Source organism: Streptomyces kronopolitis (genome assembly GCF_050953795.1).
Classification (GTDB): domain Bacteria; phylum Actinomycetota; class Actinomycetes; order Streptomycetales; family Streptomycetaceae; genus Streptomyces; species Streptomyces kronopolitis_A.
On record NZ_CP191850.1, the window covers coordinates 4,507,920 to 4,533,441 of the forward strand.

20 protein-coding genes and 1 pseudogene are annotated in these 25,522 nt (G+C 72.6%); 16 read left to right on the forward strand and 5 right to left on the reverse strand.

Annotated elements, in window-relative coordinates; genetic code table 11:
- Positions 1-142 precede the first annotated feature (142 nt).
- Positions 143-2,107: an acetate--CoA ligase gene (gene acs / locus ACQP17_RS19945; protein ID WP_433857489.1), complete on the reverse strand. Its 1,965-nt coding sequence runs from the start codon at positions 2,105-2,107 to the stop codon at positions 143-145.
- A 148-nt stretch (positions 2,108-2,255) separates the two neighbouring features.
- A complete protein-coding gene (locus tag ACQP17_RS19950) occupies positions 2,256-4,592 on the reverse strand; it encodes a SulP family inorganic anion transporter (RefSeq protein ID WP_433857490.1) in 2,337 nt (778 codons plus the stop codon).
- Positions 4,593-4,916: 324 nt separating this feature from the next.
- Here ACQP17_RS19950 and ACQP17_RS19955 point away from each other — a divergent pair, with 324 nt between their 5' ends.
- A complete protein-coding gene (locus ACQP17_RS19955) occupies positions 4,917-6,251 on the forward strand; it encodes a hypothetical protein (RefSeq protein WP_433857491.1) in 1,335 nt (444 codons plus the stop codon).
- Here the strand turns inward: ACQP17_RS19955 and ACQP17_RS19960 are convergent.
- Positions 6,232-7,218, reverse strand: coding sequence for an ATP-binding protein (locus ACQP17_RS19960; RefSeq protein WP_364873042.1), 987 nt, complete (start codon positions 7,216-7,218; stop codon positions 6,232-6,234). The two genes, ACQP17_RS19955 and ACQP17_RS19960, sit on opposite strands and share 20 nt — an antisense overlap.
- Positions 7,219-7,319: 101 nt before the next feature.
- Here ACQP17_RS19960 and ACQP17_RS19965 point away from each other — a divergent pair, with 101 nt between their 5' ends.
- Complete coding sequence (locus ACQP17_RS19965; protein ID WP_433857492.1) at positions 7,320-8,177, forward strand: oxidoreductase; 858 nt, start codon at positions 7,320-7,322, stop codon at positions 8,175-8,177.
- A gap of 364 nt (positions 8,178-8,541) precedes the next feature.
- Here ACQP17_RS19965 and ACQP17_RS19970 read toward each other — a convergent pair whose 3' ends face one another.
- On the reverse strand, positions 8,542-9,447 hold the full coding sequence (locus ACQP17_RS19970) for an HAD family hydrolase (RefSeq protein ID WP_433857493.1): 906 nt from the start codon (positions 9,445-9,447) through the stop codon (positions 8,542-8,544).
- 457 nt (positions 9,448-9,904) lie between these two features.
- Between ACQP17_RS19970 and ssd the strand changes: the two genes are divergently transcribed.
- The 7 genes and pseudogenes from ssd to ACQP17_RS20005 all read left to right on the forward strand — a co-directional run.
- The gene (gene ssd / locus ACQP17_RS19975; RefSeq protein WP_433857494.1) at positions 9,905-11,068 is read left to right on the forward strand and encodes a septum site-determining protein Ssd; all 1,164 of its coding nucleotides are present in this window, start codon (positions 9,905-9,907) and stop codon (positions 11,066-11,068) included.
- Entirely contained in the window at positions 11,065-12,225 is a 1,161-nt protein-coding gene (locus tag ACQP17_RS19980) for a TadA family conjugal transfer-associated ATPase (protein WP_433857495.1), read from the forward strand. The genes ssd and ACQP17_RS19980 overlap by 4 nt, the downstream gene beginning before the upstream one ends.
- Positions 12,222-13,145 carry a type II secretion system F family protein gene (locus tag ACQP17_RS19985; RefSeq protein ID WP_433857496.1) on the forward strand — a complete coding sequence of 308 codons (924 nt, stop codon included), beginning with the start codon at positions 12,222-12,224 and terminating at the stop codon, positions 13,143-13,145. Before ACQP17_RS19980 ends, ACQP17_RS19985 begins: the two co-directional genes overlap by 4 nt.
- A 294-nt stretch (positions 13,146-13,439) precedes the next feature.
- The gene (locus ACQP17_RS19990; RefSeq protein ID WP_433857497.1) at positions 13,440-14,000 is read left to right on the forward strand and encodes a type II secretion system F family protein; all 561 of its coding nucleotides are present in this window, start codon (positions 13,440-13,442) and stop codon (positions 13,998-14,000) included.
- Positions 14,001-14,155: 155 nt separating this feature from the next.
- Positions 14,156-14,404: a DUF4244 domain-containing protein gene (locus ACQP17_RS19995; RefSeq protein ID WP_433857498.1), complete on the forward strand. Its 249-nt coding sequence runs from the start codon at positions 14,156-14,158 to the stop codon at positions 14,402-14,404.
- A complete protein-coding gene (locus ACQP17_RS20000; RefSeq protein WP_433857499.1) occupies positions 14,391-14,786 on the forward strand; it encodes a TadE family type IV pilus minor pilin in 396 nt (131 codons plus the stop codon). The genes ACQP17_RS19995 and ACQP17_RS20000 overlap by 14 nt, the downstream gene beginning before the upstream one ends.
- Positions 14,746-15,036: pseudogene (locus tag ACQP17_RS20005) on the forward strand (Rv3654c family TadE-like protein); the annotation flags it as partial. The gene ACQP17_RS20000 and the pseudogene ACQP17_RS20005, both read left to right, overlap by 41 nt.
- A gap of 252 nt (positions 15,037-15,288) precedes the next feature.
- Here the strand turns inward: ACQP17_RS20005 and ACQP17_RS20010 are convergent.
- Positions 15,289-17,652: a DEAD/DEAH box helicase gene (locus ACQP17_RS20010; RefSeq protein ID WP_433857500.1), complete on the reverse strand. Its 2,364-nt coding sequence runs from the start codon at positions 17,650-17,652 to the stop codon at positions 15,289-15,291.
- Between the two features lie 162 nt (positions 17,653-17,814).
- Between ACQP17_RS20010 and bldG the strand changes: the two genes are divergently transcribed.
- From bldG to ACQP17_RS20045, 7 genes are all read left to right on the forward strand, one after another.
- Positions 17,815-18,156, forward strand: a complete 342-nt coding sequence (bldG, locus tag ACQP17_RS20015) for an anti-sigma factor antagonist BldG (protein ID WP_018089983.1) — start codon at positions 17,815-17,817, stop codon at positions 18,154-18,156.
- Positions 18,157-18,268: 112 nt separating this feature from the next.
- Complete coding sequence (locus ACQP17_RS20020; protein WP_433857501.1) at positions 18,269-18,712, forward strand: ATP-binding protein; 444 nt, start codon at positions 18,269-18,271, stop codon at positions 18,710-18,712.
- A gap of 970 nt (positions 18,713-19,682) precedes the next feature.
- Positions 19,683-22,088 (forward strand): sodium-translocating pyrophosphatase, encoded by a 2,406-nt coding sequence (locus tag ACQP17_RS20025; RefSeq protein ID WP_433857502.1) that lies wholly within the window; start codon positions 19,683-19,685, stop codon positions 22,086-22,088.
- A gap of 218 nt (positions 22,089-22,306) precedes the next feature.
- Positions 22,307-22,891, forward strand: a complete 585-nt coding sequence (locus tag ACQP17_RS20030) for a small secreted protein (protein ID WP_364873014.1) — start codon at positions 22,307-22,309, stop codon at positions 22,889-22,891.
- 148 nt (positions 22,892-23,039) lie between these two features.
- The gene (locus ACQP17_RS20035; protein ID WP_433857503.1) at positions 23,040-24,578 is read left to right on the forward strand and encodes a DUF7059 domain-containing protein; all 1,539 of its coding nucleotides are present in this window, start codon (positions 23,040-23,042) and stop codon (positions 24,576-24,578) included.
- Positions 24,579-24,667: 89 nt separating this feature from the next.
- Complete coding sequence (locus ACQP17_RS20040) at positions 24,668-24,865, forward strand: hypothetical protein (protein ID WP_285505514.1); 198 nt, start codon at positions 24,668-24,670, stop codon at positions 24,863-24,865.
- A gap of 232 nt (positions 24,866-25,097) precedes the next feature.
- Positions 25,098-25,502, forward strand: coding sequence for a hypothetical protein (locus tag ACQP17_RS20045; protein ID WP_433857504.1), 405 nt, complete (start codon positions 25,098-25,100; stop codon positions 25,500-25,502).
- Positions 25,503-25,522 lie beyond the last annotated feature (20 nt).

Genomic DNA, 25,522 nt, shown 5'->3' on the forward strand with positions numbered 1-25,522 from the left:
CCGGTGCGCGGGCCGTGGCCGGTCGCCGGACCGGTGGATCCGGATGCCGGAAAAGGCGCGGCGGCGGACGGTCTGCCGGGGCCGGTCACGACGACGGGGGCGTGCGGCCGCACCGGCCGCACGCCCCCGTCACCCGTTCCGCTCAGTCCTCGCTCGCCGCGCTCGGCAGCTTCGCCTGGATCAGGTCCATGACCGAGGAGTCGGTCAGCGTGGTGACGTCACCGAGGTCGCGGTTCTCGGCCACATCGCGCAGCAGCCGGCGCATGATCTTGCCGGAGCGGGTCTTGGGCAGCTCCGCCACCGGCATGATCCGCTTGGGCTTGGCGATCGGGCCGAGCTGCTGGGCGACATGCGCGCGCAGCTCCTCGACCAGGCCCTCGTCCTCCTCCGCGCCGCCGCGCAGAATGACGAAGGCGCAGATGGCCTGGGTGGTCTGCGGGTCGGTGGCGCCGACGACCGCGGCCTCGGCCACCTTCGGGTGCGAGACCAGCGCCGACTCCACCTCCGTGGTGGAGATGTTGTGGCCGGACACCAGCATCACGTCGTCCACCCGGCCGAGCAGCCAGATGTCGCCGTCGGTGTCCTTCTTGGCGCCGTCGCCGGCGAAGTACTTGCCCTCGAAGCGGGACCAGTACGTGTCGAGGTAGCGCTGGTCGTCGCCCCAGATCGTGCGGAGCATGGCCGGCCAGGGCTCGGTCAGCACGAGGTAGCCGCCGGCCCCGTCGGGGACCTCGCGGGCGTCGTCGTCCACGACGGTCGCGGCGATTCCGGGCAGCGGCACCTGGGCCGAGCCGGGCTTGGTCGCCGTGACGCCCGGCAGCGGGCTGAGCATCATCCCGCCGGTCTCGGTCTGCCACCAGGTGTCGACGATCGGCGTGGCGTCGGCCCCGATGTGCTTGCGGTACCACATCCATGCCTCGGGGTTGATCGGCTCGCCCACCGACCCCAGGACGCGCAGCGACGACAGGTCGAACTTCGCCGGGATGTCGTCGCCCCACTTCATGCAGGCGCGGATCGCGGTCGGCGCGGTGTAGAGGACCGTCACGCCGTACTTCTGCACGATCTCCCACCAGCGGCCCTGGTGCGGGGTGTCGGGCGTGCCCTCGTAGAGCACCTCGGTGGCGCCGTTGGAGAGCGGGCCGTAGGTGATGTACGAGTGGCCGGTCACCCAGCCGACGTCGGCGGTGCACCAGAAGACGTCGGTCTCCGGCTTCAGGTCGAACACCGCGTGGTGGGTGTACGAGACCTGGGTGAGGTAGCCGCCGGTGGTGTGCAGGATGCCCTTGGGCTTACCCGTCGTGCCGGAGGTGTACAGGATGAACAGCGGGTGCTCGGCGTCGAAGGCCTCGGGCGTGTGCTGGTCGCTCTGCCGCTCGACGAGGTCGTGCCACCACACGTCGCGCCCCTCGTGCCAGGCGACGTCCTCCTGGCCGGTGCGGCGAACGACCAGCACGCTGCGGACGTTCTCGGTGCCGGGCCTGGTCAGCGCCTCGTCGACGGCGGGCTTGAGGGCGGACGGCTTGCCGCGGCGGTAACCGCCGTCGGCGGTGATCACGACGCGGGCGTCGGCGTCGTTGATGCGGGTGGCCAGCGCGTCCGCGGAGAAGCCGCCGAAGACGACGGAGTGCGGGGCGCCCAGGCGGGCGCAGGCCAGCATGGAGATGACCGCTTCCGGGATCATCGGCAGGTAGATGGCGACCCGGTCGCCGCTGCGCACACCCAGCTCGGTCAGCGCATGGGCGGCCTTGGAGACCTCGCGCTGGAGCTCGGCGTAGGTGATCGTGCGGGTGTCGCCCGGCTCGCCCTCGAAGTGCAGCGCGACGCGGTCGCCCAGGCCGTTCTCCACGTGGCGGTCCACGCAGTTGTAGGCGACGTTGAGCTTGCCGTCGGCGAACCACTTCGCGAAGGGCGCGTTGGACCAGTCGAGGGTCTGGGTGGGCGTGGTGTCCCACGACAGTCGTCCGGCCTGCTCGGCCCAGAAGCCCAGCCGGTCGGCCGCGGCCTGCTCGTACGCGGCAGCCGTGACGTTGGCGTGCGCGGCCAGATCGGCGGGCGGTGCGAACCGCCGCTCCTCCTTGAGCAGGTTGGCGAGGCTTTCGTTGCTCACAACATCTCCCATTCCCAGGGCGTCCGAAGTGTCCCCAGGCCCTAGCTCATCAGCCCGTGCGTGGCCTGACAAGGGCTGTGGACAAATATTGGTGTAGACCATTGTCCGGACGGCTCGTTTCCGGGCTGTCGAGGGGATGTTGTGCAGGTCAGACCGTCACCGGCACCGCTTCGCCGCGGACGGCGCCGAACCGGCCGGTGGCCTCGTCGAGCACATAGGCCTGGGCCTCGCCGACGTGGAAGTACATGCCGTGCAGGGCGAGCGAGCCCTCGGCCACCCGGCGGGCCACACACGGATGAGCCCGGAGGTGGTCGAGCTGCTGCATGACATTGACGAGCGCCAGCCGCTCCTGATCATCGCTCACCGGACGCTCGCGCAGGGCGACTTCTCCCCGCCCCAGCCGCCCGATGCGCTGCATCCGCGCCAGGCTCGGCCGGCCGTGCCGCAGCCAGCGGGCTAGCGGGGTCGGCTCGGCCTCCTCCGGGGCGGCGCCGCTCAGCAGCGCTCCCATGGCACCGCACCCCGAGTGCCCGCACACCGTGATCGAGCCGACCCGCAGCACCTCCACCGCGTACTCGACCGCCGCCCCGACGGAGTCACAGGAGGCGTCCGAGCCCGGCGGCGGCATCAGATTGCCGACGTTGCGCACGGTGAACAGATCGCCCGGGCCGCTGGAGGTGATCATGCTGGTGACCAGCCGGGAGTCGGCACAGGTCAGAAACAGCTGGGTGGGCCGCTGGCCGTCGCGCGCCAGCCGGGCCAGTTCCTCGCGGACGAGCGGGGCGGTGTGGCGCTGGAAGGCGCTGACCCCGCCCAGGAGTTGGCTGCCGCTGTCCGCCGGCTCGGCCGCGCCGTCCGGGTCGGGACGGGTGCAGTGGTGCTGGCGCCACGGCGTCCAGGGTCGGCAGGAGTGCGCGCCGGCCGCTTCGGCGGGCGGGCGTCCCGGGCGCCCCCCGAGGGTCACCAGGCCGCCGTGTGCCCGGTGGGCGGCGGCCCACGACTGCAGCGCCTCGTAGGCGGCGTGGTCCATGAACGAGCCGCACAGCTCGACGACGACCTCGGCGTGCGCCGGCACCCGGGCCAGTGTCCGGGTCAGCCGCGGCACCGCCAGAAACGTCAACTGCCCGCTGACGCGTACCCGGTAGCCGTCGGACTCCTCCGTCACCGTGACCCGGGTGCGGGTCAGCCGGCGCAGCGCCAGGAAGACCGCGACGGCGATGCCCGTCGCCACCCCCTGGAGCACACCGAGGAGGATCACTCCGCCCAAGGTGGCCACGTAGACCGGGAATTCACGGTGCCGCCGCACATGCCGGATGTGCGCGAAGCTCACCATCCGCACCCCGACGACCAGCACCAGCGCGGCGAGCGCCGCCAGCGGGATCGCCTCCAGCGCGGCGGCCAGCAGGCCCGCGCACAGCAGTACCCACACGCCGTGCAGCACGGTGGCGCGCCGGGTGACCGCGCCGGCCCGGACGTTGGCCGAGCCGCGCATCGCGCCCCCGGAGACCGGCAGCCCGCCCAGCAGCCCCGAGACGACATTGGCCGCCCCCTGGCCGGCCAGCTCGCGGTTGAGCCGGGCACGCCGTACCGGCGGGCCGGGGCGCTCGGCCGCCAGCCGGTCGACGGCCAGCGCCGAGAGCATCGACTCCATACCGGCGACCAGGGTGACGGTCAACACTGCGGCCGCCAGGGCCGGCACGGACGCGTCCGGCAGCACGGGCAGTTCGGGCGTCCGCCAGGACGGCAGCTCGACGCGCGCCACCGACGAGCCCGCGCTCATCGCCGTCGCCGCGAGGACGGCGGCCAGCGGCGCCGGCAGCACCCGCGCCCACCGCCCGGCGCGACCCGGCAGGCGCCCCCAGCCGAGGAGTACCGCCACCGTGACGGCGCCGATCAGCAGCGCGAGGACGTGCGGATGCGCCAACTGACCGGGCAGCGCCGCGGCGTTGTCGAGCGCCGAGCCGTCGGGGCCGCCGCCGAGCACCACATGGAGCTGCCCGATCGCGATGGTGACCCCGATACCGGCCAGCAGGCCGTGCACGATCGCCGGGCTGACGGCCGACGCCGCCCGGGCCGCGCGCAGCGCTCCCAGGGCGAGTTGGGCGAGACCGGCCAGGACCGTGACGGCACAGGTGGCGCGCCAGCCGTAGCGCTGGACCAGGTCGGCGGTGACCGCCAGCAGGCCGGTCGCGGCGCCGGTCACCTGGAGCGGCGCGCCCCCGAGCAGTCCGGCGACGAGGCCACCGGCGACGGCGGCGACCAGACCGGCCTGGAGCGGGGCGCCGGTGGCCAGCGCGACGCCCAGGGACAGCGGGACGGCGAGCAGGAAGACCACGATCGAGGCGGAGAGGTCCCGCCGCCAGACGGTCAGGCCGGCCCGCTCCCTCCGGGAGGTGGGCTCGGCCGCCGCCCGGGGTCCGGGAGGGGCTTCGGGGTGGTGCCGGTTGCGCGGCTGCTGCGGCGGCGACTTCTCCATCTGCGACATTCCCGTCTCCTCCGGGGCGACGCGGTCGCGCGGGGCGCGATCGTGGGGCGGCGGTGTGCTGCGGCGGGACGCGAGCCGGCCGGCGGTCGTCGCTGTGGGGTGACGGTCCGGTGACTCTCAAGCATCGGTAAACGAACCGTAATGCCAGGTAAAGGTCAGGAGAAGACTTTGCGGGCAAATGCCGCAATCCTTCCCTCCATCGGATGAATATGATGACTAATCACTTGCCCCTTTAGCCCCTTTTCTTGGTGTATGGAAGCTTGCACGCAATTATCCGATTAATCACTCGGAAGGTGCGCACAGGCACCGGGAATGGGGTGGCCGATGACGGCCGCAGCAAGGGTGACGGCGTCACGAGTCACGGCTTCCGTCGCGGCGGTGGTCGCGCTGGCAGCGCTGGCCGGCTGCTCCACGGCGATACAGAACGGCCCGCCCCCGGGCACCAGGAAGGGCCGGGCGGTGCCCAAGGCGCCCGCCCGGCCGTTCCGGCTGATCGGCGACGGCTCCACCGCGTACACGGGCGCCCAGCCCCACCAGCCCAGGCCGCACCGGCTCGCGCCGGGAAAGCGTCCCCCGCAGTTCGTGGTGTTCTCCTGGGACGGCGCCGGCGAGGACGGCCAGAAGCTCTTCTCGCACTTCCGCGCGGTCGGCAAGAAATACGGCGCGGCCATGACGTACTTCCTCAGCGGCGTCTACATGCTGCCCGGCGACCGCAGGCAGCTGTACGAGCCGCCCCGGCACAAGACCGGCGCCTCGGACATCGGCTTCAACGACATCCAGGGCGTCAAGAACACCGTGGCCCAGATGCGTGCCGCCTGGCTGGAGGGCAACGAGATCGGCACCCACTTCAACGGCCACTTCTGCGGCCCGCGCGGCGGTGTCGGTACCTGGACGCCGGACGAGTGGATCAGCGAGATCGAGCAGGCCGAGGCGTTCGTGCAGCACTGGAAGACCAACGCGGGCCTGGCCGCCGAACCTCCGCTGCCGTTCGACTACTCCCGGGAGCTGGTGGGCGGCCGCGCGCCCTGCCTGGAGGGCCAGCGCAACCTGATCTCCGCGGCCAAGGAGATGGGCTTCCGCTACGACGCCAGCTCCGTGGGCGGCCGGCAGACCTGGCCCCGGCGGATCGACGGCATCTGGGACTTCCCGCTGCAGGAGATCCCGTTCCCCGGGCGGGGGCTGGAGACGCTCTCGATGGACTACAACTTCCTCGCCAATCAGTCCGGCACCACGGAGGGCAACCCGCAGATGCACGCCACATGGGGCCGGCAGATGCGCGACGGCCTGCTCGCGGCCTTCGACCGCGCCTACCGCGGCAACCGCGCCCCGCTGTTCATCGGCAACCACTTCGAGTCCTGGAACGGCGGCACGTACATGAAGGCCGTGGAGCAGGCCATCAAGGAGATCTGCCCCCGCAAGGGAGTCCGGTGCGTCAGCTTCAAGCAGCTCAGCGACTGGCTGGACGTCCAGGACCCGGAGGTGCTGGCGAAGCTGCGGGCGCTGCCGGTGGGCCGGGAACCGGGCGGCGGGTGGGCGGCGTACCTCTCCAGCGGCTCCCCGGCGCCGTCCGCACCGGCTCCGTCCGTCCCCACCAGCAAACCGGCCGAGCCGCCCGCGCCCGCCCACGCCGCGTGGCAGGTCAGGCGGGCTGTGGGGTAGCCGCCCCCTCGAAGAGCACGAAGGCGGGGTCGACCTGGGCCGCCAGGTCGACCCCGGTCTTCGCATTGCCCCAGCTCTCCGCGTTCTTCAGGTGGAAGTGCACCATCTGGCGCGTGTAGCGCTCCCAGTCCCGGTCGCCGTAGGCGGCGTCGGCGGTGTCGTGCAGCGTCCGCAGGGCGGCCCGGTTGGGCTCTTCCAGCTGGGCGAAGCGGGCCGGCCGGCCCTTCTCCATGGCGCGCACCCAGTCGGAGTGGCCCACGGTCACCAGCAGGTCGTCGCCCACCTCGTCGCGCAGGAAAGCCAGGTCCTCGGGGCCCTGCACCTTGTTGCCCACGACCTTCAGGGGCACGCCGAAGTCCCGGGCGTACTCGCTGTACTGGCGGTAGACGGCGACGCCCTTCCGGGTCGGCTCGGCGACCAGGAAGGTCATGTCGAAGCGGGTGAACATCCCGGAGGCGAAGGAGTCGGAACCGGCCGTCATGTCGACGACGACGTACTCCCCGCGCCCGTCCACCAGGTGGTTCAGGCACAGCTCCACCGCGCCGACCTTGGAGTGGTAGCAGGCGACCCCCAGGTCGGACTCGGTGAACGGACCCGTGGCCATCAGCCGGACGGCGCTGTCGTCGAGCTCCACCGGCCTGGCGCACGCGGCGTAGACGGGGTTGGCCTCGCCCACCCGCAGCAGCCGCGAGCCCTCACCGGGCGGGGTGGTCTTGATCATGGATTCGGCGGACGGGATCCGGGGGTTGCTCCCGCGCAGGTAGTCCTTGATCAGCGGGAGATGGGCGCCCATCGCGGGGAGCGCGGCGGCCTGTGACTCGTCGAGTCCGAGGGCGGCGCCCAGATGCTGGTTGATGTCGGCGTCCACCGCGATCACGGGGACCCGGGCCGCGGCGAGATGCCGGATGAACAGGGAGGACAGGGTGGTCTTGCCGCTGCCGCCCTTTCCTACGAAAGCGATCTTCATGTTCACCAAGGGTAATCTTGGCATGGCCCTGAGTGAGAGAGCCGCGTGAGGAAGACCACTCCTTCGAGGGGTACGGCCAGGTGGTGCGTAGGGTCGTGGTCATGGCTGGAATCTCCCGGGGGACCTCCCCCGCACCCCCTCGAGCGAGCGACGACCCGCTCGCGACCCTGGCCTCGCTCCCGGGAGTCGCCGACTCCGTGGAATCGGTGCGCAAGGGCGTGGACCGCGTCTACGGGCACAGGGTCATGCGACGCCGCAGCAACGAGGTCACCTCCGAGGCGGCGCTGCGCGGAGCGCGCGGTTCCGCTGCCCTCTCGGGAGCCGACTGGGCGCTCGAAGAGGTCCGGCGCCGCACCGACTTCGGCGTCGACGGCGAGCCGCGGACGGTCGGCGCGGCCCTGCGGCTGACGGCCGAATCCGGCCAGCTGCTCAGCGTCTGGCGGCAGTCCCCCCTGCGGGTGCTGGCGCGGCTCCATCTGGTGGCGGCCGGCGGCGAGTCGGCCGACGAGACGGTGGGGCGGCCCCGGCTGGCCGGCGAACCGGTCGACGAGCCGCTCGTCGAACTGCCGCTGCCGGACGCCGACGAGGTCGCCGGACGGCTCGACGGGCTGTCGCGAATGCTGCTCGCCGGCACCCGGGCGCCGGCGCTGGTGACCGCTGCGGTGGTGCACGGCGAGCTGCTCGCGCTGCGGCCGTTCGTCTCCTGCAACGGGCTGGTCGCGCGGGCCGCGGAGCGGATCGTGCTGATCGGGAGCGGGCTGGACCCGAAATCGATCTGCCCCGCCGAGGTCGGACACGCCGAGCTGGGCCGCGCGGCGTATGTCGCCGCCCTGGAGGGCTACGTCTCGGGCACCCCGGAGGGCGTCGCGGCATGGATCGCGCACTGCGGACGGGCGGTGGAACTCGGCGTCCGGGAGAGCACCGCGGTCTGTGAGGCGCTGCAGCGCGGCGCGGCATAACGCGCGGGGACGGAAAGTCCGGGCCGGTGCCCGGAATTCCGGAAGCGTGGCTTCATTCGTCCCTGAACAGGGATGCGGCGGTACCAATGGGTGGTACCGCCGCTGGCATGTCCGCCGGGTTACCATGCGTGCTCGAAAATGTGCCCATCAGGTCGGAATCTTCGTCCGGTTACCTGGTGCGGCTGGCCCGTAATCGACGGGTCGGCGTCGCGTGGGTGCCTGGCTTTCATGCATCGGTCCGTGGGCCACTTCCTGCGTTAAAGGCGTTCCTCTCGGATGTCCTTGGTCTCGCGGGCCGTTAAGTCCTTTGTACTCCTCGGGTGAGTCAAGCGGAACCCTGCTTCGCAGATCTTTACGTTTGGCGTCAAACGCGTTCGGCGCGGGCCAGCGGACCACGGACAAGGGAGCCGATGCGGGACTTCGTGGTTTTCCGGCGGCTCGTGTACCAGACAAGCGTCGCGGTGGCGACGGCCGCGCCCGCCGCGGCCATGATGGCGAGCGCCGGCCGGGAAGGCATGGACAGCGTCGGCAGCCGCTGCTTGAGCGGGACCGGGCGGTGGAAGGAGAGAACCGGCCAGCCGCGCGCGGCCGCCTCGCGGCGCAGTGCCCGGTCCGGATTGACCGCACACGGGTGGCCGACCGCCGAGAGCATCGGGACATCGGTCGCCGAATCGCTGTAGGCATAACAGCGCGCGAGGTCGTAGCCCTCGGATTCGGCGAGTTCCCGGATGGCCTCCGCCTTGGTCGGGCCATAGGCGTAATACTCCACCTCGCCGGTGAAGCGGCCGTCCTCGCCGACGACCATGCGGGTGGCCACCACCCGGTCCGCGCCCAGGAGTTCACCGATCGGTTCGACGACCTCGGCGCCCGAGGTGGACACGATCACGACATCGCGGCCCGCAGCGTGATGCTCCTCGATGAGCGAGGCCGCCTCGTCGTAAATGATGGGGTCGATCAGATCGTGCAGGGTCTCGGCGACGATCTCCCGCACCTGTGCCACGTCCCAGCCGCGGCACAGCGAGGAGAGATACTCCCGCATTCGCTCCATCTGATCGTGGTCGGCGCCGCCCGCCAGGAACACGAACTGGGCGTACGCGGTGCGCAGTACGGCCCGCCGATTGATCAGGCCGCCTTGGTAGAACGACTTGCTGAAGGTCAGCGTGCTCGACTTTGCAATGACGGTCTTGTCCAAGTCGAAGAACGCGGCAGTACGGGGACTCGAGTGAGGCACGGAGTGGTTTTCCACGGGGCGAGCATAGGCGCCCACCATTCGGCGTAAGGTGTGGCGCGTGGGTTTGCCTGAGAAGGCTCTCGGGTACACCATGGAAGTCACGGATCGTTCGCGACCGTGCTAACCCGGTCCGGCTCCTCCCCCCCGAGTCGGCCGTGGGGACGACCCCCGCTCTCCCCCCCGGCGGGGGTCGTCGCATGTCCGGACGCATTTCCCGTCGTCGGACGCAGATCCACTTCTCTCCCTGCCCCGTGCGGCGGCCTGGGCCATGACGCCCACGTTCCATAACACACCGTAGTTGCCGGGATGCTCTGCGAAACGCCCGCCAGGTACTCGGAAGCGGCCGTTCCTCGCCGGAATAGGTGACAGGGATATTCACAGCCGTGGCGTTGTCCACAGATTTTCTTCAAGATCCACAAGATTTTCCCGATCGCTGCACGGTGAAAGTCCGCGAGTTCGCCGAGGTGCGAGCCGCGTAGCGATAGGGGGACGGAACGTGGCCGGATTCATGCCATCGGAACAACCGGTGGGAAGCGGTGGAGAGCGTGGCGGGCCGCTGATCGTCACCGAGGACGAAAAACTCCTCGACGATCTTGTGCGGCTGTGTGCGGCGGCCGGCGCGCTGCCCGAAGTGGCGCACGGGCTGCCGGCCCGCAAAGGGGAGTGGGAGGCGCCGCCCCTGGTGATCGTCGGCGCGGACTGCGCCCGCAGGCTGCGCGGCGCCGGACGACGGGCGGGCGTCCTGCTGGCGGCTCGCGACGAGGACGATCCGGACCTGTGGCGCCAGGCCGTCGCTCTCGGGGCGGAGCGCGTGCTCGCGCTGCCCGACGGCGAGCGCTGGCTGGTCGACCGGATCGCCGACGCCGTCGAGGGCGTCGGGCCGCCGGCCCTGACCGTCGGCGTCATCGGCGGCCGCGGCGGCGCCGGGGCGAGCACCCTGGCCGGTGCGCTGGCCCTCACCGCGGCCCGGACCGGCCGCCGCACCCTGCTCGTCGACGGGGATCCGCTGGGCGGCGGGCTGGACGTCCTGCTGGGCGGGGAGAAGGAGAAGGGCCTGCGCTGGCCCGCCTTCGCCGAATCGCGCGGCCGGGTGGCCTGCGGCGCCCTGGCCGAGTCGCTGCCGCGACTGCACTCGCTGCGCGTCCTCAGCTGGGACCGGGACTCCGATGTCGTCATCCCGCCGCCGGCCATGCGCGCGGTCATGGCGGCGGCGCGCCGGCGCGGCGGGGTCGTGGTGGTGGACCTGCCGCGCAGGGTCGACGAGGCGGCGGCCGAGGCCCTGGCCCAGGTGGACATGGGACTGCTGCTCGTTCCCACGGAGCTGCGCGCGGTCGCGGCCGCCCAGCGGGTGGCCTCCGGCGTGCGGCAGGTGCTCGGCGATCTGCGGGTGGTGGCCTGTGAAGCCCCCGCACGCCACGGGGATGGCCTGCCACCGGACGAGATCGCCCGCCTGACGGGGCTGCCGCCGGCCGGTGAAGTGCCATGGGAGGCGGGCCTGTCGGCGGATCTCGCCCGCGGGGTGCCGCCGGGGGCGCAGCCGCGCGGTCCGCTGGCGCGGTTCTGCGCGGGGTTCTGGGAACGCGTGGCGGAGAGCGTGGATGGCGGCGGTGCGGGGCCGGAGCGGGAGCAGACGTCCTGCCGGGGCGGGGGCCGGACATGAGCCAGAGCCAGGACCTGCTGGAGGCGGTGCGCCGGCGGCTCGCCGAGGACGGGGCGGAGCCGACGCCGGCACGGGTGGCGCTGGCGCTGCGCGAGCAGGGGCGGCTCCTGGGGGACGCCGAGGTGCTGGGCGTGGTGGCCGTGCTGCGCTCGGAGATGGTGGGCAGCGGCCCGCTGGAGCCCCTGCTGGCCGCGCCCGATGTCACGGACGTCCTGGTCACAGCGCCGGACGAGGTGTGGGTCGACCGCGGCGGCGGACTGGAGCGCACGGACGTCCGCTTCCGGGACGCGGCGGAGGTGCGCAGACTCGCCCAGCGGCTGGCGGCCGTGGCGGGCCGGCGGCTCGACGATGCCCGGCCATGGGTGGACGCCCGGCTGCCGGACGGCACCCGGCTGCACGCCGTGCTGCCCCCGGTGGCGGTCGCCGGGACCTGCCTGTCCCTGCGGGTGCTGCGGCCACGGGCCTTCGGCCTCGCGGACCTGGTGGCGGCCGGCACGATCCCGCCGGGCGGCGACCGGCTGCTCCGCGCGCTCCTGGCGGCCCGGCTGTCCTTTCTCATCAGCGGTGGGACGGGCGCGGGCAAGACCACCCTTCTCAGCACCCTCCTCGGCCTGGTCTCTGTGGACGAACGGATCGTCCTGGCCGAGGACTCGGCGGAGCTGCGTCCCGACCACCCCCATGTGGTGCGACTCGAGACCCGGCCCGCCAACCAGGAGGGCGTCGGCCGGGTGACGCTGCGGGACCTCGTACGGCAGGCGCTGCGGATGCGCCCGGACCGGCTGGTGGTCGGCGAGGTGCGCGGCCCCGAGGTCACGGATCTGCTGGCGGCTCTCAACACGGGGCACGAGGGCGGCTGCGGCACGGTCCATGCCAACGCCGCGGCCGATGTCCCGGCGCGTCTGGAGGCCCTCGGCTCGACCGCGGGGCTGGACCGCGCCGCACTGCACAGTCAGCTGGCGGCCGCGGTCTCCGTCGTCCTGCATGTCGTACGGGACCGGGGCGGCCGTCGCCGGATCGCCGAGATTCATGTCCTGGAGCGGGACCGCGGCGGCTTCGTGGTGACCGTACCGGCTGCCGTCCGTAGCCCCGCCGGCTTCCAGGAGGCCGCCGGCTGGGGGCGGTTGATGGGGCTGTGCGAGCGGGGCGGGTTCCGGTGAGTGCGGCCGGCGGGGCAGCACTGCTGGGTGCGGCGCTCTGCGCGGGAGCCGCGGGCCGGCTGGCCTGGGGACGGCCGGACGACGTACGGCGGCGGGCCCGGGCGCTGTTCGGAGCCCCTGGGGAGAAGGACGCGGCGGTGGGGTGGCGGGCCCGCCTGCGGGGCAGCGAGGTGCGGGCGTGGTGCGCCCAGCGGGTGGTCGAGGGGGACGCGGGGCGGCGATGGCGCCTGGGACGGCTGGGGGACGTCGGGCGGGAGCTGTGGTGCCTGCCGGCCGGGCTGGTGCTGGGGGTGCTGGGCGGGTCCGTGCTTCCGCCGCTGGCTTCGGTGGCGGCGGCGTTCCTCGTCCGGCGGTGGCTGGCCGCCCGGGGAGCGGTGCGGGCGCGCGACCGGCGGGCCGCTGCGGTGATCACGTTGTGCGCGGCGGTGGCGGGGGAGCTGCGGGCCGGGCGGCAGCCCGCCCAGGCCCTGCTCGCCGCGGGTGCGCCGGGGCTGGGAGCGGCGGGCTCGGGCGTGATCGCGGCAGCGCGGTACGGCGGAGACGTCCCCCAGGCATTGCGTGCGGCGGGGCGACTGCCGGGGGCAGAGGGGCTGACCGGCATGGCCGCGTGCTGGCAGGTGGCGGTGGAGGGCGGCGCGGGACTGGCCTGCGGACTGGAGCGGATCGCCTCCGGTCTGCGTGCCCAGCGCGAGCAACGCGACGAGCTGCGGGCCCAGTTGGCGGGCCCCCGGGCCACCGCGCTGATGCTCGCCCTGCTGCCCGGCGGCGGGCTCCTGATGGGCAGCGCCCTCGGCGCCGACCCACTGAGGGTGCTGCTGCACACCCCGGCCGGGTGGGGCTGTCTGGTGATCGGCGGCCTCCTGGAATGGGGCGGAGTGGTCTGGACGGCCCGGATCGTCGCGGCCGCGGAAGGCACATGAGGAGGGGTGGAGATGAGCGCAGAAGTTGTCCACAGGGTGGGGATGACGGTTGCGGCGGTGACGGCGATGCTCTGCGCCGTGGCACTGCTGCGGGAGGCACGCCGCGGACGGGCCGTGAGGCGACGGGTCTCGGCGTTATGGGCGGCCACCGGTCCGGCCCTATACGGGGCGGACGGGGCCCCGCCCTGTATAGGGCCGGACCGGGCTCCCTGGCGCCGCCGGGCCTCGACCGCGAAGCACGCCGCACACGGTCGGCTGAGCGAGTGGGCCGGACCGGCGGGAGCGGCCGTCCTGATGTTCATCCTCGTCGGTGGCGCGGGCGGAGCCCTGGCAGGACTCGCCGTGGGCTGGGGAGCGCACCGCGCCCTGGCCCGCCAACGAGGTGCGGAGTCGGCGCGGTGGGCGGCAGCGGAGGTACGGGCGGCACTGGCACCGGCCGGTGATCTGCTGGCGGCCTGTCTCGCTGCGGGAGCCGGGCCGCGGGAATCGGCCGAGGCGGTGGGCCGGTCGCTCGACGGGCCGGTGGCGCAGCGGCTGCGCCAGGTGGCGGCGGAACTGCGCCTGGGCGGAGAACCGGCGGCCGTGTGGCCGCGACTGGCCGAACTCCCCGGTGCGGAAGGGCTGGCGCGCTGTATGGAGCGCGCCGGGATATCCGGGGTGCCGGCCGTGGAGGCGGCCTCCCGGACCGCGGCCGAACTCCGTGCGGAACAGGCCTGGTCGGCGGTCGCCCGGGCCCGGCGGGCCGGGGTGATGGTCACCGTTCCGTTGTCGGCGTGCTTCCTGCCGGCGTTCCTGGTGCTCGGAGTGACCCCGGTACTGATCGGCCTGGCGAGCGGGCTCCTGGGGCGCAACTGAGGCGCGCACGCGGCGATTTCCAAGGCCGCTGCCGGCCCGGTCCTGGGCGGGTCGGACCGGACCGGTCAGGTGGGCGAGGGGATGCGCCGCCTCGCGGGCGACAACAGCTCATCAGCAGACATTCATCAGCAGACGACTTCCCGAGGGGGATGGACATGGTGCGCAGTGGAGTCCGGAGCGGAACGGCCGGGCGTGGAGTGGCCCGGAGCGGAGTGGTCCGGCGGTGGTGGGCGCGGTGGCGCGGGATCGGGGCCGACGATCGCGGGATGACCACGGCCGAGTACGCCGTGGGGACACTCGCGGCGTGTGCCCTGGCGGCGGTGCTCTACAAGGTCGTGACGAGTGGACCGGTGCAGGCGCTGCTGCGGTCGGTGATCGAGCGGGCGATCAATGTCCAGTTCTGAGCGGGGCGCCCCGCTCCCCCGGAACCGGGGCGCCCCGCCGGGGGCCCGCGATGCCGGATTCGTGACGGCGGAGACCGCGGTGGTCCTCCCCGTGCTGGTCGTCGTGGTGGCGGCGCTGATCTGGGGGCTGATGGCGGCCTGTGCCCGCATCGAGTGCGTGGACGCGGCGCGAGCCGGAGCCCGTGCCGCGGCGCGCTCGGAACCACCGTCGGCGGTGATCTCGGCGGCGCGGGGCGCGGCCCCACGGGGCGCGCGCGTCGCGCTGGCGCGGGAGGGCGACCTGGTGCGGGTACGGGTCGAGGCCGAGGTGCCCGGTGTGGCGCGGCTGACGGTGCGGGTCGGTGGGGAGGCGGTGGCTCTTGCGGAGGAGACGGTGCGGTGACGAGGGTTCCGCGACGGTCTGGACGGTCGTCGCCGCGGCGACGCTCTGCGCGGTCTTCGTCGCCCTGATGGGAGTGGGCCAGGCCGTCGCGGCCCGTCACCGGGCGGGCGGCGCGGCGGACCTGGCGGCGCTGGCCGCGGCGGATCGCGCTCTGCAGGGCCCGGCTGAGGCCTGTGCGGCGGCGCACCGGGTCGCGGCGGCGCAGCACGCCGTCCTGGTGCGCTGCGCGGTGGACGGCCGGATCGCCGATGTCTCGGCCGAGGCGGGCAGCCTCCCGTTCACCTCCCGGGTACGCGCCCGGGCGGGCCCTGCGGGGCAAGCACCCGCCGGGCGGGCCGGTGGAGGGCACTCCGCGGGGCCGGATGCGGGACCCGGTGCCGCCACGGCGCTCGCGGGCCGACCTCAGCCGCTCGCAGGCCACCCCTCGCGCGCCACGCGACAGCCCCGGCGTCACCTGCACCCCGCGCCACCGCGGTATCTCACACGGCGCCCCGCGCGCCCCCTACGCCTCCTTCGGCGCCCCGCGCAGCAGTTCGCCCAGGAGACGCACGGCGCCCCGTTTGTGGAGCGGGTCATTGCCGTTGCCGCACTTGGGGGACTGGATGCAGGAAGGGCAGCCGGCGTCGCATTCGCAGGCGGCGATGGCGTCCCGGGTGGCGGTGAGCCACTCGGCGGCCGTGTGGAAGGCGCGTTCGGCGAATCCGGCGCCGCCCGGGTGGCCGTCGTAGACGAAGACGGTCGGCAGCAGGGTGTCCGGGTGCAGCGGCACGGAGACACCGCCGATGTCCCAGCGGTCACAGGTGGCGAAGAGCGGCAGCATGCCGATGGAGGCGTGTTCCGCGGCGTGCAGGGCGCCGCCCAGCTGCTCGGGGTTCACACGGGCGGCGTCGAGTTGGTCCTCGGTGACCGTCCACCACACCGCGCGGGTGCGCAGCGTACGCGGCGGCAGGTCGAGTTTGGTCTCGCCCAGCACCTCGCCGGTGATCAGCTTCCGGCGCAGAAAGGAGACGACCTGATTGGTGACCTCGACGGAGCCGAAGCACAGCCGGGCATCGCCCCAGGGGATCTCGGTGTCGGTCTCCAGGACGGAGATGGCGGTGGTGTCGCGGGCGGTCGTGGAATAGGGCGGGCTGGCCTCCTCGACGAGCGCCACATCGTCCTCCAGGTCGAGCTGCTTGACGACATAGCTGCGCCCCTGGTGGAGATGGACCGCGCCGTCGTGGACGGTGGTGTGCGCGGCGGCGGCGTCCACGGTGCCCAGCAGCCGGCCGGTGCCGGCCTCCACGACCTGCACCGGCGAGCCGCCCTGGCCGCGGATGTCGGCGAGGTCGGCGGCCCGCTCCCGGCGCGTCCAGTGCCAGGCCCGGGCCCGCCGGCGCAGCAGGCCCGCGGCCTCCAGCTGGGGCATCAGACCGGCGGCCGCGGTGCCGAACAGGGCAAAATCCCCTTCCGTGAGCGGGATTTCGGCGGCGGCCGCGCAGAGGTGCGGGGCGAGCACGTAGGGGTTGTCGGGGTCGAGGACGGTGCTCTCCACGGGCTGGTCGAAGAGCGCCTCGGGGTGGTGGACCAGATAGGTGTCCAGCGGGTCGTCGCGGGCCACGAGCACGGCGAGCGCGCCCTGCCCGGAGCGGCCCGCCCGCCCGGCCTGCTGCCACAGCGAGGCCCGGGTCCCCGGATAGCCGGCGATGACCACGGCGTCCAGCCCGGAGACGTCCACGCCCAGTTCGAGCGCGGTGGTGGCGGCCAGTCCGAGCAGATCGCCGCTGTGCAGGGCGCGTTCCAGGGCGCGGCGCTCCTCGGGCAGATAGCCGCCCCGGTAGGCGGCGACCCGCTTGGGCAGCGAACGGTCCACCTCCGCGAGCCGCTCCTGCGCGATCAGGGCGATCAGCTCGGCGCCGCGCCGGGAGCGGACGAACGCGACGCTGCGCACGCCCTGGACGGCGAGATCGGTGAGCAGGTCCGCGGTCTCGGCGGTGGCGGTGCGGCGGACCGGGGCACCCTGCTCGCCGTGCAGTTCGGTCAGCGGCGGCTCCCACAGCGCGAAGACCAACTCGCCGCGCGGCGAGGTGTCCTCCGTGATTTCCACCACGGGCAGTCCGGTGAGCCGGGTCGCGGCCGGCCCCGGCTCGGCGGCGGTCGCGGAGGCCAGCAGAAAGACCGGATCGGAGCCGTAGCGGGCACAGATCCGGCGCAGTCGGCGGACGATCTGCGCGACGTGCGAGCCGAAGACCCCGCGGTAGCTGTGGCATTCGTCGATGACGACATAGCGCAGCGCGCGCAGGAAGGAGGACCAGCGCGGGTGCGAGGGCAGGATGCCGCTGTGCAGCATGTCGGGGTTGGTCAGCACATAGTTGGCGTACTGGCGGACCCATTCGCGCTCCTCGACGGGGGTGTCACCGTCGTAGACCGCGGGCCGCACGGCCGTGCCCAGCGGGGTGGCCAGTTCGCGTACTGCGCGCCGCTGATCAGCCGCCAGGGCCTTCGTGGGGGCCAGATACAGCGCCGTGGCACCCCGTCCGTTCGGGGCCTCGGAACCGTCCAGGAGCGTGGAGAGGACCGGTGCGAGATAGGCCAGGGACTTCCCCGACGCGGTCCCGGTGGCGACGACGACCGATGCGCCGCGCACCGCGTGTTCGGACGTCCGTGCCTGGTGGGCCCAGGGGCGATCGATTCCGGCCGAGCGGATGGCGTCGATCACTTCCGGCCGGATCTGTTCCGGCCAGTCGGCATGGCTGCCGATACGCGGGGGCAAGTGCTCCGTATGAGTGATGCGCGCAGCGCGGGTCGCGCCCCGGGCGAGACGTTCGAGAATCATGCCTGGGGAAGGGCGCGCGCCCGCATCCGGCGGGACGGGATTGGAGGCCATCGGCACCGAGTGTGTCACCGGAGTGACGGACAATGCTCAAAGGGCGTCGTGCACGCCTGCCGGTAAGTGATTGAATGCCATCGCGGCTGCCAGATCCGCCCCTACCGTCGGTGGGGAGGCCCCAGGGGGGCGACCGCTCGATAGCAAGGTGCTGGAGGATCCGTGGACCTGTCCCTGTCGACCCGGACCGTTGGCGACCGTACGGTCGTCGAGGTCGGTGGCGAGATTGATGTATACACCGCGCCCAAGCTGCGCGAGCAGCTGGTCGAGCTTGTGAACGACGGAAGCTACCACCTCGTGGTGGACATGGAACGTGTCGACTTCCTCGACTCCACTGGGCTCGGCGTGCTGGTCGGCGGACTCAAGCGGGTGCGTGCCCATGAGGGCTCGCTGCGCCTGGTCTGCAACCAGGAGCGCATTCTCAAGATCTTCCGTATCACCGGTCTGACCAAGGTGTTCCCGATTCACACCTCGGTCGAGGAAGCCGTCTCCGCTACCGACTGACGGTTTCACCGGACCCCCGTGCCCTCTCGGCGCGGGGGGAGGAAGCAGTGGGGGGTACCGGACGTCGTGTCCGGCCCCCTGCGTCGCACGCCCGCATAACGAGGGGGATGGCATGGCCACCGTCGAACTTCGATTCAGCGCCCTTCCCGAGCATGTCCGCACCGCGCGTCTGGTCGCGGCTGCCGTGGCACGGCGCGCCGGGGTGGACGAGGCCGTGCTGGACGAGGTGCGGCTCGCCGTCGGTGAGGCGTGCAGTCGCGCCGTGGGGCTGCACGAGAGCCATGACATCAACTCGCCGGTGCGGGTCCTGCTGATCGAGGACGAGAAGAAGTTCTCGATCGAGGTGGGCGACGGAGTGAACGGCGACTCCGGTGCGCACGAGAACGGTGCGGCCCGGGGCGCCGCGGAGAGCGACGCCGAGGGCGAGGACGAGATGGGCCTCGCGGTCATCAGCGGGCTGGTCGACGACGTCGAGGTCACCGCGGGCAAGGACGGCGGCATGATCCGCATGACCTGGCCCACGACGACGGCAGCGGTCCTGCCGCAGGGCGGCTAGCCCGCCGCAGACGGCCCGTACGGGCCGTCCCGCCCGAAGAGCGCCGGGAGCGCCACGGGCGGCCTTCACGAGCCGTCTGGCGGGCCCACCGTCTCCCCGTGCTCACGAGCCCGTGAGCACGCAGGCCCACGAGTCCACGTGGCAGAAGCCGTCACGGCTGCCACCCACTCCGCTGCTACCCACCCCCGCGCCTCCGCGCCCCTGCCGGGCTGCCCGGCTGTAGGGCCTCGCCAGGGCGACTCCAACCGCCTTACAGGCGGCCCCCGCCCCCACAAGCCGCCCCCGTGCCGCACAGCGCCTGGGGCACCGCAACCCTGACCACAGCACGAGCCCGGAGCGCTCGGCCCCCAGCTCCTGGCCCGCTGTCCCGACAACCGCCGCACGAGCCCCCAGGCGGCCCGACACGCCTCCCGGCCCCGGCACCCGCCCAGAGCCCCGGCCCCTGGCTCTCCCCAGGCCTCAGCCCGCGCAGGCCACCCGGGAGCCGCACGCTCCGCCGTCATCGGCCGTTCCTCGCACGGGACACCCCTTCGTCACGCGTCACGCGGTCCTCATGCGATGCGATCCGGCCTTGATCTGATGTGCCTTCACCGGCTGCCGGGGGTGGCGGGCGCGTGGCGGGCCACCCGTTCAGCCGTAGACGGGCGGACCAATTCCCTCCGGTGTCACGCCGGCCTCGCCCGGCGCGGGATTCCCGGGCGGCGTCCTTGAGCAGCGGCGATCAGTGCGCGTGCGGCGAATGATCAGTACGACAGAGAGATCATCGGGCGACGGTCAGTGAATTCATCGCTTTCCTTCGTCCGGGCGAATTCTGAGCGGCGTCGACCTTTTGATCTTCGCCGCTATCGGCGAATTCCCTTTGACGCGCACTGTTTTGATCAACCGTGGCTCCCTACAATCCGTCCACATCTTGCTCAGGACGCCTGAGCGTGCTTCCGCGCGCCCATGTGCCAAACGTCAAGGAGGACGAATGGCGGGGCCTTACACCCCTCAGTTGCTTGACACCCCCACTTTTCTGGCCGGGCCGTCTCTTACGACGGGCAACCGCGGCATCGTGCTGGCGATCGCGGTGGTCGCCCTGGCGGCGCTGGCTGTCGCGGCGGTGCTGGTCCGCCAAGTGCTCGCGGCCGGTGAGGGAACCGACAGTATGAAGAAGATCGCGGCGGCCGTGCAGGAAGGCGCAAATGCCTACCTGGCGCGGCAGTTGCGGACCCTCGGCGTATTCGCCGTCGTGGTGTTCTTCCTGCTCATGCTGCTGCCCGCGGACAATTGGTCGCAGCGCGCCGGACGCAGCGCCTTCTTCTTGATCGGCGCCGGATTCTCGGCGGCCACCGGCTATATCGGCATGTGGCTCGCGGTGCGCAGCAATGTGCGCGTGGCCGCGGCCGCCCGGGAAGCCACGCCGGGGGAGGGGGACCACGGGAAAAAGGATCTTACGGCCGTCTCCCACAAGGCGATGAAGATCGCATTCCGTACCGGTGGCGTCGTCGGCATGTTCACCGTGGGGCTGGGCCTGCTCGGCGCGTCGTGCGTGGTGCTCGTCTACGCGGTCGACGCGCCCAAGGTGCTGGAGGGCTTCGGTCTCGGTGCCGCGCTGATCGCGATGTTCATGAGGGTCGGCGGCGGCATCTTCACCAAGGCCGCGGACGTCGGCGCGGACCTCGTCGGCAAGGTCGAGCAGGGCATCCCCGAGGACGACCCGCGCAACGCCGCGACCATCGCGGACAACGTGGGCGACAACGTCGGTGACTGCGCCGGTATGGCCGCCGACCTCTTCGAGTCGTACGCGGTGACCCTGGTCGCCGCCCTGATCCTGGGCATGGCCGCCTTCGGTGACGCCGGGCTCGCCTTCCCGCTGCTGGTCCCGGCGATCGGGGTGCTCACCGCGATGGTCGGCATCTTCGTCGTCGCGCCGCGGCGCAGCGACCGCAGCGGCATGACGGCGATCAACCGCGGGTTCTTCATCTCCGCGGGCATCTCGCTGGTTCTGGTGGCCGTCGCGGTGTTCACCTACCTGCCGTCCAGTTACGGGGACCTGACCGGTGTCACCGACACCGACATCCTGAGCCGGACCGGCGACCCGCGGATGCTGGCGCTGGTGGCGGTCGCCATCGGCATCGTGCTGGCCGCGCTGATCCAGCAGCTGACCGGCTACTTCACCGAGACCAGCCGGCGTCCCGTGCGGGACATCGGCAAGACCTCGCTGACCGGCCCGGCAACGGTCGTGCTCTCCGGCATCTCGATCGGTCTGGAGTCGGCCGTCTACTCGGCGGTGCTGATCGGACTGGCCGTCTACGGGGCGTACCTGCTGGGCGGGGCCTCCATCATGCTGGCGCTGTTCGCGGTCGCACTGGCCGGCACCGGCCTGCTGACCACCGTCGGCGTGATCGTGGCGATGGACACCTTCGGCCCGGTCTCCGACAACGCCCAGGGCATCGCGGAGATGTCCGGGGACGTCACCGGTGACGGCGCGCAGGTGCTCACCGACCTGGACGCGGTCGGCAACACCACCAAGGCCATCACCAAGGGCATCGCGATCGCGACGGCCGTACTGGCCGCGGCCGCGCTCTTCGGCTCCTACCGGGACGCCATCGCCACCGCCGTCCGCGGGGTCGGCACGGCAGCCAACGACATGGGCCTGAGCCTGGACATCTCGCAGCCCAACAACCTGGTCGGGCTGATCCTCGGCGCCTCGGTCGTCTTCCTGTTCTCGGGGCTGGCGATCAACGCGGTGTCGCGGTCGGCGGGAGCGGTCGTCTTCGAGGTGCGCCGGCAGTTCCGCGAGCACCCCGGGATCATGGACCACACCGAGACGCCCGAGTACGGGCGGGTGGTCGACATCTGCACCAAGGACGCGTTGCGTGAGCTCGCCACTCCCGGGCTGCTGGCGGTGCTCACCCCCATCGCGGTCGGCTTCGCGCTCGGCGTCGGCGCGCTCGGCTCGTTCCTGGCCGGTGCGATCGGCACCGGCACGCTGATGGCGGTCTTCCTCGCCAACTCCGGTGGCGCGTGGGACAACGCCAAGAAGCTCGTCGAGGACGGTCACCACGGCGGCAAGGGCAGTGAGGCGCACGCCGCGACGGTCATCGGGGACACCGTGGGCGACCCGTTCAAGGACACCGCGGGTCCGGCGATCAACCCGCTGCTGAAGGTCATGAACCTGGTGGCGCTGCTGATCGCGCCGGCTGTGGTGAAGTTCTCCTTCGGGCAGGACAAGAGCGACGGCGTGCGGCTGGTGGTCGCGCTGCTGGCGATCGCCGTCATCATCGGCGCGGTCTACGTCTCCAAGCGGCGCGGAATCGCCGTGGGTGACGAAGACAACTCCGAAGACCCCGAAGGCATCGCCAAATCGGCCGAGACGGTGGTCGCCTCCTAGCCGGAAGGGACCGCCGAAAGGGCGCGCGGACCGCTCAACTGGGCGGGTGGACGGCGTTTTTTACCGACGCCGGCCACCCGCCTTCCGTGTGCCCGGGTGGCCCTGCGGGGCTTGGTGCAAATGGCTGCAATGAGGACGGGCCGCGATGGCCGACCCGATGCCCAGGCCCTTTGGACGTGTATGTTCCGGGGCCGAGAGCCATGGAAGGGACCAATCCGGTGAACAAGAAGCTTGTGGCTGCACTGTCCGGCGGTGCGGCACTGGTGCTCGCGCTGACCGGCTGCAGCGACGACAGCAACAAGAAGCTCAACGACTGGGCGAAGAGTTTCTGCGACCCTGCGCAGGCTCAGTTCAAGCAGATCCAGGACGCCAACGGCGCCATGCAGACGGCCGACAACGGCAGCACCGACTCCAAGAAGGTCCAGCAGACCGACTCGGCGGCGTTCCAGAAGATTTCCCAGGCGTACGCCTCGCTGGCCAAGTCCCTGGAGAAGGCCGGGCCGCCGCCCACCGACCAGGGCAAGACGGCCCAGCAGAACGCGGTCAAGGAACTCAACTCGCTGTCCAAGGGCTACGCGGACCTCCAGAAGCAGGTCAACAAGCTGGACACCTCGGACAAGCTGAAGTTCGCGGACGGTCTGCGCGACCTCTCCAACGGCATCAACAAGCTCAACAAGCAGAGCGAGGCCGCCTTCAAGAACCTCGAGGCCGGCGATGTCGGTACGGCGATGGCCAACCAGAAGGGCTGTCAGAACCCGGCCGCGTCCGGCTCCCCGGCCCCCACGCAGTCCAAGAAGTCCTAGCGACCGGGGACGGCGGCCAGGGCAGGAGCACCGGCGGACCGCGGCGCACGCGGCCCCGCCACCGCCCGGGACGGCCCGGCGACGCGCCCGGAAGGGGTGCGGCGCCGGGCCGTCGCCGATTGTCGGTGGCAGGGCCGACAATGGGGGCGTGAGTACGCACCTCCCCACCGCAGATGCCCAGGACCCCGACAGCACCGCCCGCACCACCCGGCTGCGCGAGGCGCTGCTGGCCGCCGACTTCACCGCCGACGGGTTGCTGGAGCTGCTCGGCGGCCCGGCCTATGCCGCGCTGGCGCGCAGCGAGACCGTCCCCGCGCTGCGGGCGACGCGCGGCGACGGCCCGCTGGAGACCCTGGTGCGGCTGTTCCTGCTGCAGCGTCCGGTGGCGCTGTCACGGGCACAGGCCGCGCTGCCGGTCGCGGACTGCCTCGCCGACGGCTGGCTGGTGCAGGAGGGCGACGAGCTGCGCGCCAGTGTGGACGTCCGCCCGTACGGCGGTCCCGAGGGGCAGAACTGGTGGATCGTCTCCGATCCGGGGTGTGCGGTCGGCGGCGCCGGCGGCATCCGGGGCGGCGGGGACGCGGACCGCTCCGAGCTGGTGCTCGGCGTCGGCGGCGCCTCCACGACCCTCGCCGGTCTCACCGTGCGCCGCCCGGTCGCCGGCGCCCTCGACCTCGGTACGGGCTCCGGCATCCAGGCGCTGCACGCCGCGCAGCACGCGACCCGGGTCACCGCCACCGACCTCAACCCCCGGGCGCTGCGGATGACCGCGCTGACGCTGGCGCTCTCCGGGGCCCGGCCGGCGGAGCTGCGCGAGGGCTCGCTGTTCGAGCCCGTCGGGGAGGAGACCTACGACCTGATCGTGTCCAACCCCCCGTTCGTGATCTCCCCGGGCGCCCGGCTGACGTACCGCGACGGCGGCATGGGCGGCGACGACCTGTGCCGCACGCTCGTCGAGCAGGCGGCAGCGCGGCTCAACGACGGCGGGTACTGCCAGCTGCTGGCCAACTGGCAGCACGTGGCGGGTGAGGAGTGGCAGGACCGGCTGCGCTCCTGGGTGCCGCGCGGCTGCGACGCCTGGATCGTGCAGCGCGAGGTGCAGGACGTCACCCAGTACGCCGAGCTGTGGCTGCGGGACGCGGGCGACCACCGCGCCGGTGACGAGACGTACACCGCGCGGTACGACGCCTGGCTCGACGAGTTCGAGGCGCAGGGGACCAGGGCCGTCGGCTTCGGCTGGATCACGCTGCGCAAGTCCGGGGCGGACACCCCCTCGATCACGGTCGAGGAATGGCCGCATCCGGTCGAGCAGCCCCTGGGGGAGTCGGTCGTCGGCCACTTCGCCCGCCAGGACTACCTGCGCGACACGGACGACGCCGCGCTGCTGGCCGCCCATTTCCGGCTCGCCGACGGGGTGGTGCAGGAGCAGGTCGGGCCCCCCGGGGCGGAGGACCCGGAGCATGTGGTGCTGCGTCAGAACCGCGGTATGCGGCGGGCGACGAAGGTGGACACGGTCGGCGCGGGCTTCGCCGGGGTGTGTGACGGCACCCTGCCCGCCGGGCGGATTCTCGACGCCATCGCCCAACTCGTCGGCGAGGACCCGGTCCTGCTGCGCGACCGCACCCCGGCCACGATCCGGATGCTGGTCGAGCAGGGGTTCCTGGAGCCGGTGGCGGCGAGCGACTGACGAGGGCGGGGGAGCGCCGGGGCGGGACACGCGGAAGTCGTTCACCCGGCGTTCGCCCAGTGGCCGCCCCGGCGTGCCACGCTCCCCGCATGGAGAGTGGACCCGAGGCGTTCGCCGGTGCCGCGTTCGCGCTGTTCGGCGGTGGACTGCTGGCGTGGACGGGCGTGTGCCTGCGGACCGGGATGCCGGTCGCCGACGGTGTCAGCCGTCCGGTCGCCACCGCGACGGCACTGCTGTGCGGGGTGGCGTTCCTCGCCACGGGCTGCTGGCTGCTGGTGGCCCTGTAGCCGCTGTCGGCAGGGTCCCCGCCGCCGCGCGACGGCCCCGCGCTCCATGGCTCTGACGAGGCACGACGTTCACTTCAGGCCAGTTCTGTCGTAGTTGGCCGATCTGTGGCGGTACGAGGGAACTTTCCGGTGCTGTCGCTCATGTTCCTCAGTGAAGGTCTCCACAGGCCGGTCGGCCGGCCCACGGCCATCGGACCGGCAGGCGCACCGACCCCATCAGTGAGGAACTCAGATGAACCGTGCACTTCGCTACGCCACCGTCGGCGTCATCGCCGTCTCCCTGCTCGCCGGCGGCTCCGCCGCGGCCTTCGCCGCGCCGCAGCAGCTCCACACCCCCGCCGCGGTCGTGGCCGCCGCGCCGGCCGCCGCCAGCCTGACGGCCAAGGCCAGCGCGACCACGGTCAACGCCTGGCAGGAGTTCCGGATCTCCGGTGCCGCCAAGGGCCTCAAGGCCGGCACCAAGGTCACCGTCCAGCAGAAGCAGGGCAGCAAGTGGGTCTCGCTGCCCGCGCAGTCGCCGGTCAACTCCAAGGGCGCCTACTCGGTGCGGGTCAAGCTCGGCCTCAAGGGCGTCAACCAGCTCCGCATCGGCGCCGGCGCCACCGTCTCGCCGGTGGTCAAGGTCACCGTCCGCTGACCCCGGACGGTCCGGTCACG

Coding starts and splice junctions, on each gene's coding strand:
- ACQP17_RS19950 (WP_433857490.1), bottom strand. CDS start 4,592: ATGTCGCAGATGGAGAAGTCGCCGCCGCAGCAGCCGCGCAACCGGCAC.
- ACQP17_RS19955 (WP_433857491.1), top strand. CDS start 4,917: ATGACGGCCGCAGCAAGGGTGACGGCGTCACGAGTCACGGCTTCCGTC.
- ACQP17_RS19960 (WP_364873042.1), bottom strand. CDS start 7,218: ATGAAGATCGCTTTCGTAGGAAAGGGCGGCAGCGGCAAGACCACCCTG.
- ACQP17_RS19965 (WP_433857492.1), top strand. CDS start 7,320: ATGGCTGGAATCTCCCGGGGGACCTCCCCCGCACCCCCTCGAGCGAGC.
- ACQP17_RS19970 (WP_433857493.1), bottom strand. CDS start 9,447: ATGGTGGGCGCCTATGCTCGCCCCGTGGAAAACCACTCCGTGCCTCAC.
- ACQP17_RS19980 (WP_433857495.1), top strand. CDS start 11,065: ATGAGCCAGAGCCAGGACCTGCTGGAGGCGGTGCGCCGGCGGCTCGCC.
- ACQP17_RS19990 (WP_433857497.1), top strand. CDS start 13,440: ATGTTCATCCTCGTCGGTGGCGCGGGCGGAGCCCTGGCAGGACTCGCC.
- ACQP17_RS19995 (WP_433857498.1), top strand. CDS start 14,156: ATGGTGCGCAGTGGAGTCCGGAGCGGAACGGCCGGGCGTGGAGTGGCC.
- ACQP17_RS20000 (WP_433857499.1), top strand. CDS start 14,391: ATGTCCAGTTCTGAGCGGGGCGCCCCGCTCCCCCGGAACCGGGGCGCC.
- ACQP17_RS20010 (WP_433857500.1), bottom strand. CDS start 17,652: ATGGCCTCCAATCCCGTCCCGCCGGATGCGGGCGCGCGCCCTTCCCCA.
- ACQP17_RS20020 (WP_433857501.1), top strand. CDS start 18,269: ATGGCCACCGTCGAACTTCGATTCAGCGCCCTTCCCGAGCATGTCCGC.
- ACQP17_RS20025 (WP_433857502.1), top strand. CDS start 19,683: ATGGCGGGGCCTTACACCCCTCAGTTGCTTGACACCCCCACTTTTCTG.
- ACQP17_RS20040 (WP_285505514.1), top strand. CDS start 24,668: ATGGAGAGTGGACCCGAGGCGTTCGCCGGTGCCGCGTTCGCGCTGTTC.
- ACQP17_RS20045 (WP_433857504.1), top strand. CDS start 25,098: ATGAACCGTGCACTTCGCTACGCCACCGTCGGCGTCATCGCCGTCTCC.